Annotated in this window: 11 protein-coding genes, 2 tRNA genes and 3 rRNA genes; 4 read left to right on the top strand and 12 right to left on the bottom strand. The window is 42.9% G+C overall.

Annotation, left to right across the window (positions count from 1 at the left end; all coding sequences use genetic code 11):
* Nucleotides 1-74: 74 nt before the first annotated feature.
* The 6 genes from MusilaSJ_RS19725 to MusilaSJ_RS19700 all read right to left on the bottom strand — a co-directional run bounded on the left by MusilaSJ_RS19725 (nucleotide 75) and on the right by MusilaSJ_RS19700 (nucleotide 4,723).
* Entirely contained in the window at nucleotides 75-1,130 is a 1,056-nt protein-coding gene (locus MusilaSJ_RS19725) for a nucleotide kinase domain-containing protein (protein WP_274986560.1), read from the bottom strand.
* Nucleotides 1,131-1,180: 50 nt separating this feature from the next.
* Entirely contained in the window at nucleotides 1,181-1,963 is a 783-nt protein-coding gene (locus MusilaSJ_RS19720) for a thymidylate synthase family protein (RefSeq protein WP_274986559.1), read from the bottom strand.
* 10 nt (nucleotides 1,964-1,973) lie between these two features.
* Nucleotides 1,974-2,819, bottom strand: coding sequence for an ImmA/IrrE family metallo-endopeptidase (locus MusilaSJ_RS19715; RefSeq protein WP_274986558.1), 846 nt, complete (start codon nucleotides 2,817-2,819; stop codon nucleotides 1,974-1,976).
* Nucleotide 2,820: 1 nt separating this feature from the next.
* Nucleotides 2,821-3,171 carry a helix-turn-helix domain-containing protein gene (locus MusilaSJ_RS19710; protein ID WP_274986557.1) on the bottom strand — a complete coding sequence of 117 codons (351 nt, stop codon included), beginning with the start codon at nucleotides 3,169-3,171 and terminating at the stop codon, nucleotides 2,821-2,823.
* On the bottom strand, nucleotides 3,156-3,452 hold the full coding sequence (locus tag MusilaSJ_RS19705) for a hypothetical protein (protein ID WP_274986556.1): 297 nt from the start codon (nucleotides 3,450-3,452) through the stop codon (nucleotides 3,156-3,158). Before MusilaSJ_RS19705 ends, MusilaSJ_RS19710 begins: the two co-directional genes overlap by 16 nt.
* A gap of 206 nt (nucleotides 3,453-3,658) precedes the next feature.
* Nucleotides 3,659-4,723: an AAA family ATPase gene (locus MusilaSJ_RS19700; RefSeq protein WP_274986555.1), complete on the bottom strand. Its 1,065-nt coding sequence runs from the start codon at nucleotides 4,721-4,723 to the stop codon at nucleotides 3,659-3,661.
* 564 nt (nucleotides 4,724-5,287) lie between these two features.
* Here MusilaSJ_RS19700 and MusilaSJ_RS19695 point away from each other — a divergent pair.
* Together MusilaSJ_RS19695 and MusilaSJ_RS19690 are read left to right on the top strand one after the other, a co-directional pair.
* Nucleotides 5,288-5,644 carry an ISAon1 family transposase N-terminal region protein gene (locus MusilaSJ_RS19695; protein WP_274986554.1) on the top strand — a complete coding sequence of 119 codons (357 nt, stop codon included), beginning with the start codon at nucleotides 5,288-5,290 and terminating at the stop codon, nucleotides 5,642-5,644.
* A complete protein-coding gene (locus MusilaSJ_RS19690) occupies nucleotides 5,637-6,620 on the top strand; it encodes an ISAon1 family transposase (protein WP_446725117.1) in 984 nt (327 codons plus the stop codon). The genes MusilaSJ_RS19695 and MusilaSJ_RS19690 overlap by 8 nt, the downstream gene beginning before the upstream one ends.
* Here the strand turns inward: MusilaSJ_RS19690 and MusilaSJ_RS19685 are convergent.
* The 6 genes from MusilaSJ_RS19685 to MusilaSJ_RS19660 form a co-directional block, all read right to left on the bottom strand.
* Nucleotides 6,617-6,856, bottom strand: coding sequence for a hypothetical protein (locus tag MusilaSJ_RS19685; RefSeq protein WP_274986553.1), 240 nt, complete (start codon nucleotides 6,854-6,856; stop codon nucleotides 6,617-6,619). The genes MusilaSJ_RS19690 and MusilaSJ_RS19685 overlap by 4 nt on opposite strands.
* Before the next feature lie 206 nt (nucleotides 6,857-7,062).
* A 5S ribosomal RNA gene (rrf, locus tag MusilaSJ_RS19680) occupies nucleotides 7,063-7,174 on the bottom strand.
* 245 nt (nucleotides 7,175-7,419) lie between these two features.
* Nucleotides 7,420-10,299 (bottom strand): 23S ribosomal RNA (locus MusilaSJ_RS19675).
* A gap of 244 nt (nucleotides 10,300-10,543) precedes the next feature.
* Nucleotides 10,544-10,620: transfer RNA gene (locus MusilaSJ_RS19670), tRNA-Ala, on the bottom strand.
* Between the two features lie 98 nt (nucleotides 10,621-10,718).
* Nucleotides 10,719-10,793: transfer RNA gene (locus tag MusilaSJ_RS19665), tRNA-Ile, on the bottom strand.
* 213 nt (nucleotides 10,794-11,006) lie between these two features.
* Nucleotides 11,007-12,527, bottom strand: a 16S ribosomal RNA gene (locus tag MusilaSJ_RS19660).
* Together the 16S, 23S and 5S rRNA genes with 2 tRNA genes alongside form the textbook arrangement of a ribosomal RNA operon.
* A gap of 1,413 nt (nucleotides 12,528-13,940) precedes the next feature.
* Between MusilaSJ_RS19660 and MusilaSJ_RS19655 the strand changes: the two genes are divergently transcribed.
* Both MusilaSJ_RS19655 and MusilaSJ_RS19650 read left to right on the top strand, forming a co-directional pair.
* Nucleotides 13,941-14,867 (top strand): outer membrane protein assembly factor BamD, encoded by a 927-nt coding sequence (locus MusilaSJ_RS19655; RefSeq protein ID WP_090529732.1) that lies wholly within the window; start codon nucleotides 13,941-13,943, stop codon nucleotides 14,865-14,867.
* A gap of 31 nt (nucleotides 14,868-14,898) precedes the next feature.
* The gene (locus tag MusilaSJ_RS19650; RefSeq protein ID WP_090529735.1) at nucleotides 14,899-15,231 is read left to right on the top strand and encodes a DNA-directed RNA polymerase subunit omega; all 333 of its coding nucleotides are present in this window, start codon (nucleotides 14,899-14,901) and stop codon (nucleotides 15,229-15,231) included.
* The last annotated feature ends 32 nt before the right edge of the window (nucleotides 15,232-15,263 follow it).

Here is a 15,263-nt window from a genome sequence, read left to right as displayed (position 1 = left end):
TTAATTTTTGATTTTCTTTTATTTATGCAAAAACTTTGAGCCTTATCAAATCTAAGCATTTGCGTTTTTTTTAATTACAATATTGGTTTCAATTTACCAACATCTTGCAACCCAACAATATTCTTATTAATGTCCCATTTTGGCGGAAACCAAAAATTGATTTTTGAATTATTTGGTTTAAACATTTGCTTGATTTTGACCCTATCGCTATCACCTTTTATATTCGGATGTCTGACTCTCGCATATTTATCAACTTCACAAAATAGATTTTGACAATCTATAAGCTGAAGAGGGCGTCCCCATAGGTTTTTAAACGATAAACCAAGTCGCTCAAATTCACTCTCCTGCCGATCCGTTACGAATTTAATAATTTCGACGTGACTAAGACCCGCTGTGTTTTCGAAACATTTGCTTATGCCGCCTTTGGCTCCTGGGCCCGGAACGACAAACTCTGATTCTGAAAAGTCCAGTATTGGTGAATAGTTGATATCAATCAGTAGTTGATACGCCAGAAAATCACCAAAGCCGGGAAACCCCTTTAGAATTTCAAAAGCTTTTTGCATCGTTTTAACACCCATTAATCTATCTTCTGTTTCATTGTTCATTATCAATTCAATGAGCTTAAGATGATTACTATGTTTTCTTTCAAAGCCAAAATAAGATTGCCCTGAAGGCATTATATAAGCTGCGGAATATATTCTTTGGCCGCCAGTAATAACCGCATTCAGCGCACGGTCGAAGTGTTGAAAATTGTAATCTTCGAATGTTAGAGGCCCAAAATGTTTTGTAAGTAATTCCCAAGTGTCGATTTTATTAAATAATTTAAATAGCAAAATCCTAAACAAAACCTCCTTTGGCGAGTCGGGCAGGTCTTTGTTGTAGATTACATTTTTTATCAAATATTGGCTCACGCGATCTGCGGCACGATATGCATTAGTAAATTTGTATTGATTCAAAATAGGATCAGCAGACCATGGATAAGCGCGTTCTTCGACACGGTTAAAAAAAGCCTCTTGTCTCAGTGTTGCAAACTTCCAATAGCTATCGTAAACTTCCGTTGTTATCGCTGGTGACAAAGGAGTATAAATAACTAAATTCGATTTAATAATATTAGATTCCAGTTTTCTCAAAATAATTTCTCGTAAATGTGTTGTGAGTTTTAAAGTCGACAAAGTTAGATTTATCCTGAAACCATTCCATCCAACCTTTCCAACAATTTTCTTGCGTCAGTTTTGCTTATATTTTGGCTTTCCAATGCCTCTGCACCTATAAAGCAATTAAATCGTTCAAATCGTAGGCCAGATTCTTTAGCAACAAATTTCCCAAGGTTAATCAGTCCCAACCAGTTTCCATAGGCTCGTTTATAAAAAAACTGTATGGCATAGAAGCTATTTAATATTAAGCCGCCGTCTTTAGTCTTAACAAAAGTCACATGCTGAAGACAAGGAAACCCCTGCATTGCGCTATTGGTATGATCAATAAAAGGATCAAAAATTGCCGCCTGTAATTTTGATCTACGTGGCGATTTTTCTTCAATTAGAGCTTTTATAATAATTTCCAATTGATTTTTGGATTTGTCCCCCTCTCCGAATGCTATTAGACGCGAAAAATACGTCCCGTTCCTGTTCGATGAATCGAGCTTCTTAATTTTAGGAAGATTCTTTTTATAGATTGCATAAAGTTTAATTCTGTCGTAGCCCGCTAACTCGTACAGCGATTGTGGGAAAATTGTTTCCGATACCGTTTGTATATTTGGCATCCGTTTTTTTCGATCAGAGCTTTCGTTTTTTTCTTTAAGATTTACTTGAAGTGCTGACTTAATTTCTTCCGATTCATCGAACGCTGTCAAAGTCAAAACCAATGGACTAATTTCGCCATGTCTGCTTTCAACTAACAATTTTAATATCTTATGCCAAGCATTTGATAAATTATTATCTTCTATTACTAATGGATTACTGCTCATATTCGATTAACTAATCTTCTAAATGACGATACTCGGCCAAGCCATTATAGCCCACGTTTTGTATTCTTATGAAAAAACCTTTAGTACCTGCTATTGCGCGTATTATCCCTGGTTTTTCTGCAATAAAAACATCGCCAACCTCAACTTTTTTTAATTTATTTAAATGGTTGCCTTCTATGATTGTATTTTCAGGTAAAAAAATATAGCTCCCTACCTCTATATCTACGACAGAAGCTTCGGCGTTTTCGTCAATAATTTTAAAGTGCGGCTTTGCCGAAGTAGGCCCAATTAGTTGTTGCAAAAGCTTTCCTGGCGATTGATTAAGTAGCCCCGTAGCTTTCAATTCATTTATAAGGCCATTTACCCTGCAATGAGTAATAAGTGTACTGTAGCCTGTGCCAAAAATTGAAGAGATCGTATAATATTGTATTGGCGACGCATTACGAATATTCCAACCCCGTTTTACAAATGCAGACTCAATCCCGACAATAGGCATTAGCAAAGCTCCAGCAAAAGTATCGACGAGGTATTCATCATCATCATAAATAGCTTTACTCGCCCCCTCTTCCGTAAGTCCGTCGATGCGTGTACCATGTCCAAACACGTGATGCCCAAGTTCGTGCCCACATGTATAGACACGCCTGGCGAATGGCCTTAAACTTGAAATTAAAATGTCTGGATTTAAAGCATCTTCACCTACAACATACATTCCCTCCATACTTACGGGAACAAAACGTACCGTAACTCCTAATTTATCACACGCATCGAAAATATTGATCGGCTCAAACATATTCAATTTTAGTTTTGACCGAATCTGTCCAGCCTTCTTTATAGCTTGCATTTGTAGAACTCTCATATCAAATCCGGTTATTTTTTGGTAGCATTTTTATAATCTCGATGACCTTATCACGATCTTCGGGTTTAAGCTTATTTAATTCCCTTGCAGCAAACAATACGTGCTCATTCATTTTAAGATCCTTATCCTCTTCTTCAAGTAAAAGCCAAGATTTATCTACTTTGTATAAATTAGCAAATTGTATTATTTCCTCAGCCGTGACTTTCCTTTTACCTGATTCTATTTCTGAAATTGATGGACGCGGAATATTTAATTTAGTGGCAGCTTGCGCTTGTGACAATCCAGATATAGTCCTGGCGTCTTTGATTCTGTTTGCAATTTTTTCCCTTTCAGATATTAAGTTGTTTTCCATGGTTTCGCTATTTTTTGCAGCTTTTCTGCCGCTTCTCTAATATTTAACTCTCTAATTCCATCACTATCCAGGAAGATATAGCAGCTGGGTGGAATTTCAACTTCTAAAATATCTTCCAAATATCCTGTTATGGTAACTAAAACATTACTGCTAAACCCGATCATGCCAGGTCTGCTATCTTTATCAATCTTTGCATCAGTGGCTACACTGGGTAAGTCTCTATGTTTTTCTATTTCCTGAAGAATAGTATCTTCAATGACTTGAATATCTATTTTTACCATAACGTCGGATATATAATACAATTATTGTAAGAAATTCCGACAATTCAAAATTTATTTTTAAATTATTCTCTCCCGCTGATGAAACGTGTGCCCCGCATGCAAAGTCTACATCATCTCCATCCGGCGCGAGTATGCCGCGCCGACAAAAGCGTGGCGTACTCATGACTTTTCAATCTGTGCTTCAAAGTCTTCCTACCGGAGGAGATTTAGTAGGGCCTAAGCATCCTATTCACACTTCCCACACTCATGCCAAGCCGCTCTGCCACCTGCCGCTGGCTCAAACCTTCATCGCTTAGTTTTTTAGCCTCCCGGTGCATGCGTTCGCGTTCTTGCCTGGAGGCATCGCGCAGGTGGTTTTTCTCGCAGTCATTACCCGTAAAAACAAACTTTAAAAAACCGTTGTGCCGTTCCAGTTGGGCAAGGCATATATTGTCGGCACCATAAGTTTCGGCAGTGCTGCGCTGCTTAATCTGCTTTAAATACCGCTGGCCGGGTATGGAGTGGCTTTCGCCCATGGCAAAGGCACTGTCGCAAAAATTGATGAGCATTTTACTCCCCTGCAAATCATTGCGGCTCAGCGGCAGCCGCGGGTTACGCTTAGGCGTATGGGCCAATACCAGGATACTCACGCCATGGCGGGTTTTAAGCTTTTTCAGTTCCTTCATCAGCAACAGGGCAGCCCCGGCGCTCTCGGTTCCGTTGCGCAGGCAGGTAATATTATCAATGATGAGCACCCGGGCGTCGGTACGCTTAATGCCACGCGTTAAAGCTTCAATCACATACCTGTCCAGTTTTTGATAATGCGAGCTTGCACGGTTAAACTGGTTGTATTCGCCGCGGTAAAACTCGGTGGCAAACTGGTAACGGTTTTGGCCGTCGGTATAGCGTTGTTCAAACTGCTTGCCGGTAAGTTCAAAATCAATATACAACACCGGCGAGGCTTCGGCCCCAAGCGTGAAGGGGGCAATGGGTTCGCCCCGGGTAATGCTGTCGGCCAGCTGCACGGCCAACAGGCTTTTGCCCATATTGGTATCGGCAAACAGGATACACAGCTCACCCTCCAGCCAGAAGTTGCCAAACAGCATTTGCGGCGTTTCGTGTTCAGTTTCCATGGCCATCCACTCATTAGCCGGGTAAATATCAAACAGCTCAACCACCGCATCCGGGTCGGAGATCATAACCTCCCCCTTTCGCCCAAGCTTAGCCGCCGCTCCCCGCACCTCATTTTGAATCATTTGAATAACCAGGGGTTTTTCTGCAGTATGGTCCATAATTTGTAGCGCCCCTGTCCGGCAGCTCAAAAGCCCGAAACATCTATCGTTATTTGCCGCCAACCTGCCGGCAATCATGAAAGGCACTCAAATTTACCCACTAAAAAGCCCCCCAATGGTGACAGCACTTTGTCAGTGTTCAATTTTTAAAAACCGGGTGTTCAACGTTCAAAAACCAATTTACATAACCCGTTGATTATCAAATACAAGTTGTTCAAATCCCGATTTTGAACAAATTTATCAATTTATAAAACACTGATTATCAGCCGTTCAATTTTACAACAAAACACCAGGTGTTTACACTTTAAAAAATTGAACAGTACAATACAGGTAAGCGCCAATGCTCCGAAACCATCATTCCCCCCACACAACCAGACACCCCAACAAACAAAAAAGGCCCGCCAAACCCTGGCAGACCTTTCAAATTCTTCTACAAAACCAATCCCTTATTCCCTGCTCTTCTTCTTAGCAGGTTCAACATACTTTTCTCGGATCAAGCAGAAAAATTGTGGGGGAGAAAAAAAAGTGTTTGCTTTGTGGATATAATAATCAACACGCGTCCACTTGTCATCAGCATACGAAACCCTTGTCCATTTAATCTTACCAAAAGGCCTTTTAGACTATTTTGAACTTACCGATGTCCGTTCATCAGAGAATGGAGCGTTGAACATTTATCTGGAGGAGAAGAACCTTGCTCCATCCGGTTATGATAAGTCACAGTTAGAGTCAAAAGGCTTTTTACCAGAGACAGCTATTCAGGATTTTCCTATCCGCGGCCATAAAGTAGCCTTGTGTATAAAAAGACGCAGATGGGAAGTAAAGGCGAGCGGGGAGATCATCTCAAGAGATTGGGATTTAGTAAGAAAAGGGGCGCGAATGACAACTGAATTCGGCACTTTTTTAAAAGGAATATTTGGATAATCACCCGATCAGCAGCCATTTATTAGGCCGGTTATACCAGGTAGATGGCAAGCAGCTCGGTCAGCAATACAAAGATCACCTAAGTGATTTTCATAGCTGGAGCCAAAAGGATCATGCGGAAGACTGGATGTTGTTTGCAGATAACACAGGCCCTTATCTGAGTATAGATGAAACTGCGTTAAGCAATGGGGAACTCTATACCATTGTTACCAACAAACAAGCCAAAGGGAATAAAAAAGCCATAGTGGCGATGATCAAAGGCACACAGTCTGAACAAATCATCGCTGTACTGGAGAAAATACCCTTAAGGTCAAGGAATAAAGTAAAGGAGGTAACGATGGACATGGCGGCAAACATGATCAAAGCTATACGCAGATGTTTTAGCAATGCTGTGCGGGTCGTGGATCGATTCCATGTACAAAAGCTGGCTTATGACGCTGTTCAGGAAGCAAGAATAAAATATCGCTGGGAAGCTCTTGATGCGGAAAGTAAGCTGATTGAACAGGCCCGGAAAAACAAACAATCCTATCAGCCCGAAGTGCTCAGTAATGGCGATACTTTAAAACAATTACTCGCCCGAAGCAGATACTTGCTGTTCAAGCATCGATCTAAATGGACGCTATCACAAAAGGAAAGGGCTGATCTGCTTTTTTCAAGATATCCGGAACTGCTCAAAGCTTATAATCTTGCTATCAGCTTAGGTAATATATTCACTAATTGTAAAACCAAAGTGATCGCCTTTAAAAAACTGGCTATATGGTATAATGAGGTGGAAGACTCTGGTATTAATGCTTTTAAAACCGTTGCAAGGTCCGTTCAGCAACATTATGAATCTATCTTGAACTTCTTCGATAACAGAAGTACAAACGCATCTGCAGAATCTTTCAATGCTAAAGTTAAAGCTTTCAGAGCTACTCTCAGAGGTGTAAGAGATACTTCATTCTTTCTATTCAGACTTGCTAAAATCTATGCTTAAACTTTCATCCCCCCAACTTTTCGGTCTGAGCCCTTTTCTCCAAGAGCTTCAAGGGCGGCAATGAGTTTTTTGCGTTCTACGGCATTGTCGGGCACGGTAGCCAGCTTTTCACGACGGGCTTCCTCCACCTTGCGGATCTTCTCGTCAAAAGCCCTGTTGATTTTATCAAGCTCGGGCGTGGTATCCAGTTTTGCTATTTCTAATTTAATTTGGGCTGCTAATTTTTCAAATTCCATGGGGCTATTTTTGGAAGCGCAAACATAAAAAAATGATTGTAAGTTATTATTACCACAATAAAAAGTATGTGTGTTAACGCGTATTTTTTGTTACCGCCGAAGTACGCTATGGAGAATATAACAGGATACTGAAAAGCCTATCAACGCAAAAAGCCTTAGTTATTAGCTAAGGCTTTTGCATTTGTAGCACTATTGAAAGTGATAAAGGGTGGCACCGACCTACTCTCCCACGTTTTACCGCAGTACCATCGGCTCTGGCGGGCTTGACTTCTCTGTTCGGAATGGGAAGAGGTAGACACCGCCGATATAGGCACCTGAATTTCTTTTGAGCTTAATGCTCAAGGCTGAAAGCTCAAAGCTTTTTTGCCAATTCTTTTATTATTTTATTTGTTTCGCATCCCCGCTTTAAGCTTTACGCCTTTAGCTTTTTGCTCAACAATGACATATTATTGAAAGAAGTGATTGAAGTTAAGAGAAAACAACAGATCATTGTTGTTTATCTGTTTTTTTCGCGGATCAGAGGTAGCGACTAATCTCTTAATCTCTAACCTCTGATCTCTGATACGAAGAAAGCTTCGGGCAATTAGTATTACTCGGCTATGATGTCACCACCTTTATACCTGTAACCTATCAACGTAGTAGTCTCCTACGACCCTCTATGGAAGTCTCATCTTGTGGCTAGTTTCGCACTTAGATGCTTTCAGCGCTTATCTATTCCCAACGTAGCTACTCTGCAGTACACCTGGCGGCATAACAGATTCACCAGAGGTTAGTCCAACCCGGTCCTCTCGTACTAAGGTCAGCCCCACTCAAACTTCCTGCGCCCACAACAGATAGGGACCGAACTGTCTCGCGACGTTCTGAACCCAGCTCGCGTGCCACTTTAATGAGCGAACAGCTCAACCCTTGGGACCTTCTCCAGCCCCAGGATGTGACGAGCCGACATCGAGGTGCCAAACCTCCCCGTCGATATGAGCTCTTGGGGGAGATCAGCCTGTTATCCCCAGCGTACCTTTTATCCTTTGAGCGATGGCCCTTCCATGCAGAACCACCGGATCACTATATCCGTCTTTCGACCCAGCTCGACTTGTCTGTCTCACTGTCAAGCAAGCTTTTGCTATTGCACTCCGCGTACGGTTACCAAGCGTACTGAGCTTACCTTTGAAAGCCTCCGTTACCTTTTTGGAGGCGACCACCCCAGTCAAACTACCCGCCAAACAATGTTCTCCACATCGTAGAGTTAGACACCAAATACAGAAAGGGTGGTATTTCAACGTTGACTAACCAACTCCTAGCGAAGCTGGATCACAGTCTCCCACCTATCCTACACATCCTGTATCCGATATCAATGTTAAGCTATAGTGAAGGTGCATGGGGTCTTTCCGTCCCGTTGCGGGTAACCGGCGTCTTCACCGATACCACAATTTCACCGAGCTCATGGCTGAGACAGCGCCCAGATCGTTACACCATTCGTGCAGGTCGGAACTTACCCGACAAGGAATTTCGCTACCTTAGGACCGTTATAGTTACGGCCGCCGTTTACTGGGGCTTCGATTCAATGCTTCGCCTTGCGACTAACATCCCCTCTTAACCTTCCAGCACCGGGCAGGTGTCAGGCCATATACGTCATCTTGCGATTTTGCATAGCCATGTGTTTTTGTTAAACAGTCGCCTGGGCCTTTTCACTGCGGCTGACATTGCTGCCAGCGCCCCTTCTCCCGAAGTTACAGGGCCATTTTGCCGAGTTCCTTAGCCATGATTCACTCGAGCACCTTAGGATTCTCTCCTCGACTACCTGTGTCGGTTTACGGTACGGGTTTTTATTACCTGAAGCTTAGCGGGTTTTCTTGGAAGTCTGATTACCTGAACTATCACCTTGTCCGAAGATTCGGTGTACTATCAGCTTTCAGCAAAGTCTGCGTACTTAACTACAAACTCTATACCTACAGCCTTTAACGAACTATTCCGTCAGTTCGCGTCAGTGTCACTACTCCGTCACCGCATCGCAGTAATAAAAAGTACTGGAATATTAACCAGTTGTCCATCGGCTACGCCTGTCGGCTTCACCTTAGGCCCCGACTAACCCTGATCCGATTAGCGTTGATCAGGAAACCTTAGTCTTTCGGTGGGCGGGTTTCTCTCCCGCCTTATCGTTACTTATGCCTACATTTGCTTTTCTATTCCCTCCACAGTCAGTTACCTTCCTGCTTCTCCGACAAATAGAATGCTCCCCTACCAGTCATATTAATATGAATCCATAGCTTCGGTATACTGCTTGATGCCCGTTTATTATCCATGCCCGATCGCTCGACTAGTGAGCTGTTACGCACTCTTTAAATGAATGGCTGCTTCCAAGCCAACATCCTAGCTGTCTGTGCAATCGGACCTCGTTAGTTCAACTTAGCAATAATTTAGGGACCTTAGCTGATGGTCTGGGTTCTTTCCCTCTCGGCCATGGACCTTAGCACCCATAGCCTCACTCCAGCGTATATTATAAAGCATTCGGAGTTTATCTGGATTTGGTAGGATTTGACTCCCCCGCACCCAATTAGTAGCTCTACCTCTTTATAACTCAACCGCCAGGCTGTTCCTAAAAACATTTCGGGGAGTACGAGCTATTTCCCAGTTTGATTAGCCTTTCACCCCTACCCACAAGTCATCCGGAAACTTTTCAACGTTTATCGGTTCGGTCCTCCAGTACCTGTTACGGCACCTTCAACCTGCCCATGGGTAGATCACAAGGTTTCGCGTCTACCTCCCCTGACTATACGCCCTTTTCAGACTCGCTTTCGCTTCGGATCCGTGTCTTAAACACTTAACCTTGCCAGGGAAGAGTAACTCGTAGGCTCATTATGCAAAAGGCACGCCGTCACAGATTACTCTGCTCCGACCGCTTGTAAGTACACGGTTTCAGGTTCTATTTCACTCCCCTGTTCGGGGTTCTTTTCACCTTTCCCTCACGGTACTGGTTCACTATCGGTCTCTCAGGAGTATTTAGCCTTACCGGATGGTGCCGGCAAATTCCCACAAGGCGTCTCCGACCTCGCGGTACTCAGGATACCACTATCCTACTATTCATTACCCGTACGCAGCTCTCATGCTCTATGGCCGGGTTTCCCACCCCGTTCCGGTTCTGTTTAGTATTCATGTTGTGGTCCTACAACCCCCATACTGCCGTAACAGTATAGGTTTGGGCTTCTTCCATTTCGCTCGCCACTACTCTGGAAATCACTTTTGTTTTCTCTTCCTCTGCTTACTTAGATGTTTCAGTTCGGCAGGTTAGCGCATTTATGCAGTTAGTCTTCAACTAACTAGGTTTCCCCATTCGGAAATCTGCGGATCAAATCATATTTGCTAATCCCCGCAGCTTATCGCAGCTTATCACGTCCTTCTTCGCCTCTGAGAGCCAAGGCATCCCCCGTGTACCCTTTCTTACTTTCTTCTACTCTTGCGCCTTTTGCGCCGCAAGGTATGTCTTTATTTTAGTTAGTTGATTCGTTCATTTGTTCACTCGTTCATTTGTCCAAGCAGTATTGCTACCAATGAACTAATTTACTAATGAACCATTGAACTGAAAAAACTTCCTATCTGTTGTTTTCTCTTGTTTTCAATTACTTCTTCCAATATGTCAAAGAACGTTAGTTTTCATCTGTAGCGTAACCTATATTATAGTTACTGTAGAATACTTGGTGGAGAATAACGGATTCGAACCGTTGACCCCCTGCGTGCAAGGCAGGTGCTCTAGCCAGCTGAGCTAATCCCCCGAAGGATGCGATCAATTAGTGATTTAGTGATTTTTTGAATTAGTGATCCTTTTCAATTCACTAACTCACTCATTCTCTAATTCGCTAATTGCCTCTTGTAGTCCCGAGCAGATTTGAACTGCTGACCCCTACATTATCAGTGTAGTGCTCTAACCAAGCTGAGCTACAGGACTATTTGTTTTTAGTTGCAGTTATCAGTTGCAGTTTGCAGGACTTTTCTGCCTACTGCTGCTGCCACTGCTTACTGCCACTTGTCCTGTGCCTACTTTCGTTTGCACATTCCACAGATGGCTTCATCTTCTGGGTTTCCTTTTGTCTTTTTGTTTGTGTTTTAAGAAATTATCATGTAGCGAACAGTTCCGAGTCACTCAGAGATACTGCTCCAGAAAGGAGGTATTCCAGCCACACCTTCCGGTACGGCTACCTTGTTACGACTTAGCCCCAGTTACCGACTTTACCCTAGGACGCTCCTTGCGGTTACGCACTTCAGGCACTTCCAGCTTCCATGGCTTGACGGGCGGTGTGTACAAGGCCCGGGAACGTATTCACCGCGTCATTGCTGATACGCGATTACTAGCGAATCCAACTTCACGGGGTCGAGTTGCAGACCCCGATCCGAACTGTGAATGGCTTTAAGAGATTGGCATCCTGTTGCCAGGTAGCTGCCCTCTGTACCATCCATTGTAGCACGTGTGTAGCCCCGGACGTAAGGGCCATGATGACTTGACGTCGTCCCCTCCTTCCTCTCTATTTGCATAGGCAGTCTGTTTAGAGTCCCCACCTTAAATGCTGGCAACTAAACATAGGGGTTGCGCTCGTTGCGGGACTTAACCCAACACCTCACGGCACGAGCTGACGACAGCCATGCAGCACCTAGTTTCGTGTTCCGAAGAACTGTGACGTCTCTGTCACATTCACTAACTTTCAAGCCCGGGTAAGGTTCCTCGCGTATCATCGAATTAAACCACATGCTCCTCCGCTTGTGCGGGCCCCCGTCAATTCCTTTGAGTTTCACCCTTGCGGGCGTACTCCCCAGGTGGAACACTTAACGCTTTCGCTTAGACGCTGACCGTATATCGCCAACATCGAGTGTTCATCGTTTAGGGCGTGGACTACCAGGGTATCTAATCCTGTTTGATCCCCACGCTTTCGTGCCTCAGCGTCAATCATACTTTAGTAAGCTGCCTTCGCAATTGGTGTTCTGTGACATATCTATGCATTTCACCGCTACTTGTCACATTCCGCCTACCTCAAGTACATTCAAGCTCTTCAGTATCAAGGGCACTGCGATAGTTGAGCTACCGTCTTTCACCCCTGACTTAAAAAGCCGCCTACGCACCCTTTAAACCCAATAAATCCGGATAACGCTTGGATCCTCCGTATTACCGCGGCTGCTGGCACGGAGTTAGCCGATCCTTATTCTCAAGGTACATTCAACTTCTTACTCGTAAGAAGGTTTATTCCCCTGCAAAAGCAGTTTACAACCCGTAGGGCCGTCTTCCTGCACGCGGCATGGCTGGTTCAGACTTCCGTCCATTGACCAATATTCCTTACTGCTGCCTCCCGTAGGAGTCTGGTCCGTGTCTCAGTACCAGTGTGGGGGGTCATCCTCTCAGATCCCCTAAACATCGTCGCCTTGGTATGCCGTTACCACACCAACTAGCTAATGTTGCGCATGCCCATCTTAGTCCTATAAATATTTGATTATCCTGCGATGCCACAGCATAATGTTATGCGGTCTTAATCTCTCTTTCGAGAGGCTATCCCCCTGACTAAGGTAGGTTACATACGTGTTACGCACCCGTGCGCCACTCTCATGAAGGGCAAGCCCCTCAATCCCGTCCGACTTGCATGTATTAGGCCTGCCGCTAGCGTTCATCCTGAGCCAGGATCAAACTCTCCATTGTAAAATGTTTTGTTTAACCACTGACCCTATTATTAATTAATAGAATCTGTATTATATATCTTTATACAGTCTCTCTTCTTTTTTGTAACTCTTCAATCTTCCTCAGCCTTAGCTTTGGTTAATCTCCCGTTACGCTACATGATTTCCATTTCTTAAAAGAACTTCCTCGCTTCATCATCCGAATCAGCTATTATGTCGTCGCAATTCGCATTGCTTAACTTGTCAGTTTGTTTCCCCGAAAATCGCTTTCGGCTCTTTTGTTTTACTCATTAACCATCGTTAACTTTCTTCCTTCTTTTATTGACTGAACTCGCTCAGCCTCAAATCTTTCGCTCTCTCAAGCACCCTTCCGTTTGGGTCTGCAAAGGTAGAAAACCTTTTCTTATTTCCAAAACTTTTTTATTTTTTATTTCTGAAAGTTTCAGACCCGCTTCACTCTCCTCTTTTCCTCATTTGCGGGCTGCAAAGGTGTGGATTTTTTTTCATTCCCACAAAAAGATTTTTAATCTTTTTTCCTTTACTTTTCTATCCTTTTAATGTACTAACCCCGCTCAACTCATTTCCTCGTTTGCGGGCTGCAAAGGTACACGCTTTTACGCCTTCTCCAAATTATTTTTACCCATTTTCCTCAAGGTCATCTTAACACGCTATGCTTCAACAGGAAAAAGTTTCAAAAACTACTCAAAACCCGCGTTAGGGATAGCAGCGGGTACCGGCCAACGAGCGTAATGCCTGCAGGCGTATGAGCGAATAGCCCGGCCGAAGGCAACGCCCATAATCTCAGTTGGCAGCTTTCAATAGGCAGTTAACATTTAGAAAAACCCGGGAAACCATCAACATCGAGTTTAATATTTGCAACCTCTATTATATAATATACAAACGGAGAATCACCAATAGCTCACCTAACGCCGAGTGGCGTACCTCTGGCACACTATAAATTTGATCCATTTTATTTTCTACAAACCTTTTGCACCGCTGGTGTAGCCGGCCAATTCTTTAATTTATATACTTTTCATTTCCGTTATTTACTAAAGTTGAACCTATCATCATCCAATGTCATTATTAAATTACCTAAAGAGATTTACAAGTCAAAACCTTTGTTTTGTATATGGCCAGGTGTTGGCATTTAACATTATTGAAACATTAGGCATTCGCAATCAATCTACCGAATACATCATTACCATCGCCCAGACCATATAGCTTTCCGCTTAATGAAACTTTCAAAAACCGACTTCCTTTATATAAGAAATAACCATTTTAATCGTATTAGTTTAACCAAGTCTATCACAGCTAAACCCGCAATAGTTAAAAGATGTTAAATACACTATACACGTAGGTGCCGAGCCAATGCCTCGTTATATATTAGCGGCTAAATAAAAATTGATTGATTTATATTATTAACTATCTTTGCAGAATGTTTAAAAAGCAACTAACGTTATTAGCCAGTGTTTTAGCTATCGTAATTATTACGCTTGGCAGTTGTAAAAGCAAATACGAAAAGTTAAAAGCCAGTAACGATTACGCTAAAAAATACCAGGAAGCTATTAAATACTATAATAAAAAGGACTATAACAAAGCTTTAGGTTTATTTGAGGTACTGGTTGAGCGTTACCGTGGTCGCGAAGGTGCAGAAGACCTCTTTTATTACTACGCGTTTACGTATTACAAACAAAAAGACTATACATCGGCAAGATATCACTTTAAAACATTTGCCGATACCTACCCTTCGAGCCCAAGGGCTGAGGAATGCCGCTTTTTCTCTGCTTATTGCTACTACCTTGATTCGCCGATATATTCGCTTGACCAGGATAATACGTTAAAAGCTATCGACGCTTTGCAGTTGTTCATTAACCTTTATCCAAAAAGCGATCGTGTAGCCGAAGCCAGCAAGCTGATCCAGAACCTGCGCGATAAACTGGAAACCAAAGCTTATGCCAACGCCAAACTTTATTTAACAATCAGCGATTATCAATCGGCAGTGATTGCGTTTAACAATGCGTTGCGCGATTATCCTGATACCAAATACGGCGAAGAAATGGAATACCTTATTGTTAAAGCGCAATATCAGTATGCTTATCATAGCTTTGAAACCAAACAGGAAGACCGTTTTAACCAGGCTATAGCTTATGCCGATCAATTTGCCGAAAAATATCCGAACAGCAAATACCTGCACGAAACTCAGGCATATGTAAAAGACAGCCAGCAGGGCATAAAACAGGCGCAGCGTTTAATTGCCGAAGCAATGAGCAATGAAAAAACCGCAAAGAAACTTTTAAAGAAAGATACTGTAACAACAACATCGCCATCTGAAAAAAATCAGCCGCAAAAAATACCATATTAATTAAGATATATTAAAGAGTTTAAATTAAGATATGACAGCTAACAACAGTAATAAACCAGCAGCAGCCAGCAGCACTGTAACCCGCGATTTACGCGAGCTGGATACCAAAACAGAGAACATCTATGAGTCGCTTGTGATTATGTCAAAAAGGGCAAACCAGATCTCGAACAACATTAAAGAAGAGCTTCACCAGAAACTTTCTGAATTTGCATCATCAAATGATAACCTGGAAGAAGTATTTGAAAACCGTGAGCAAATTGAAATTTCAAAATACTACGAAAAATTGCCTAAACCGTCATTAGTTGCCGTTCAGGAATTTTTAGATGGTAAAGTATACTACCGTAACCCAACTAAAGAAGTTTAAACGACGTCCCCCAGCCCACAAAAAGGGGCGAG

It is taken from the genome of Mucilaginibacter sp. SJ, assembly GCF_028993635.1.
GTDB lineage: Bacteria > Bacteroidota > Bacteroidia > Sphingobacteriales > Sphingobacteriaceae > Mucilaginibacter.
Note: the sequence above shows the minus strand (reverse complement) of the source record. Positions and strands in the feature narration are given on the sequence as shown.

Bases quoted from the DNA above. Each gene is read 5' to 3' on its own strand.
- MusilaSJ_RS19720 (WP_274986559.1), bottom strand. From the start codon at position 1,963: ATGAGCAGTAATCCATTAGTAATAGAAGATAATAATTTATCAAATGCT.
- MusilaSJ_RS19650 (WP_090529735.1), top strand. From the start codon at position 14,899: ATGACAGCTAACAACAGTAATAAACCAGCAGCAGCCAGCAGCACTGTA.
- MusilaSJ_RS19705 (WP_274986556.1), bottom strand. From the start codon at position 3,452: ATGGTAAAAATAGATATTCAAGTCATTGAAGATACTATTCTTCAGGAA.
- MusilaSJ_RS19655 (WP_090529732.1), top strand. From the start codon at position 13,941: ATGTTTAAAAAGCAACTAACGTTATTAGCCAGTGTTTTAGCTATCGTA.
- MusilaSJ_RS19710 (WP_274986557.1), bottom strand. From the start codon at position 3,171: ATGGAAAACAACTTAATATCTGAAAGGGAAAAAATTGCAAACAGAATC.
- MusilaSJ_RS19700 (WP_274986555.1), bottom strand. From the start codon at position 4,723: ATGGACCATACTGCAGAAAAACCCCTGGTTATTCAAATGATTCAAAAT.
- MusilaSJ_RS19685 (WP_274986553.1), bottom strand. From the start codon at position 6,856: ATGGAATTTGAAAAATTAGCAGCCCAAATTAAATTAGAAATAGCAAAA.
- MusilaSJ_RS19715 (WP_274986558.1), bottom strand. From the start codon at position 2,819: ATGAGAGTTCTACAAATGCAAGCTATAAAGAAGGCTGGACAGATTCGG.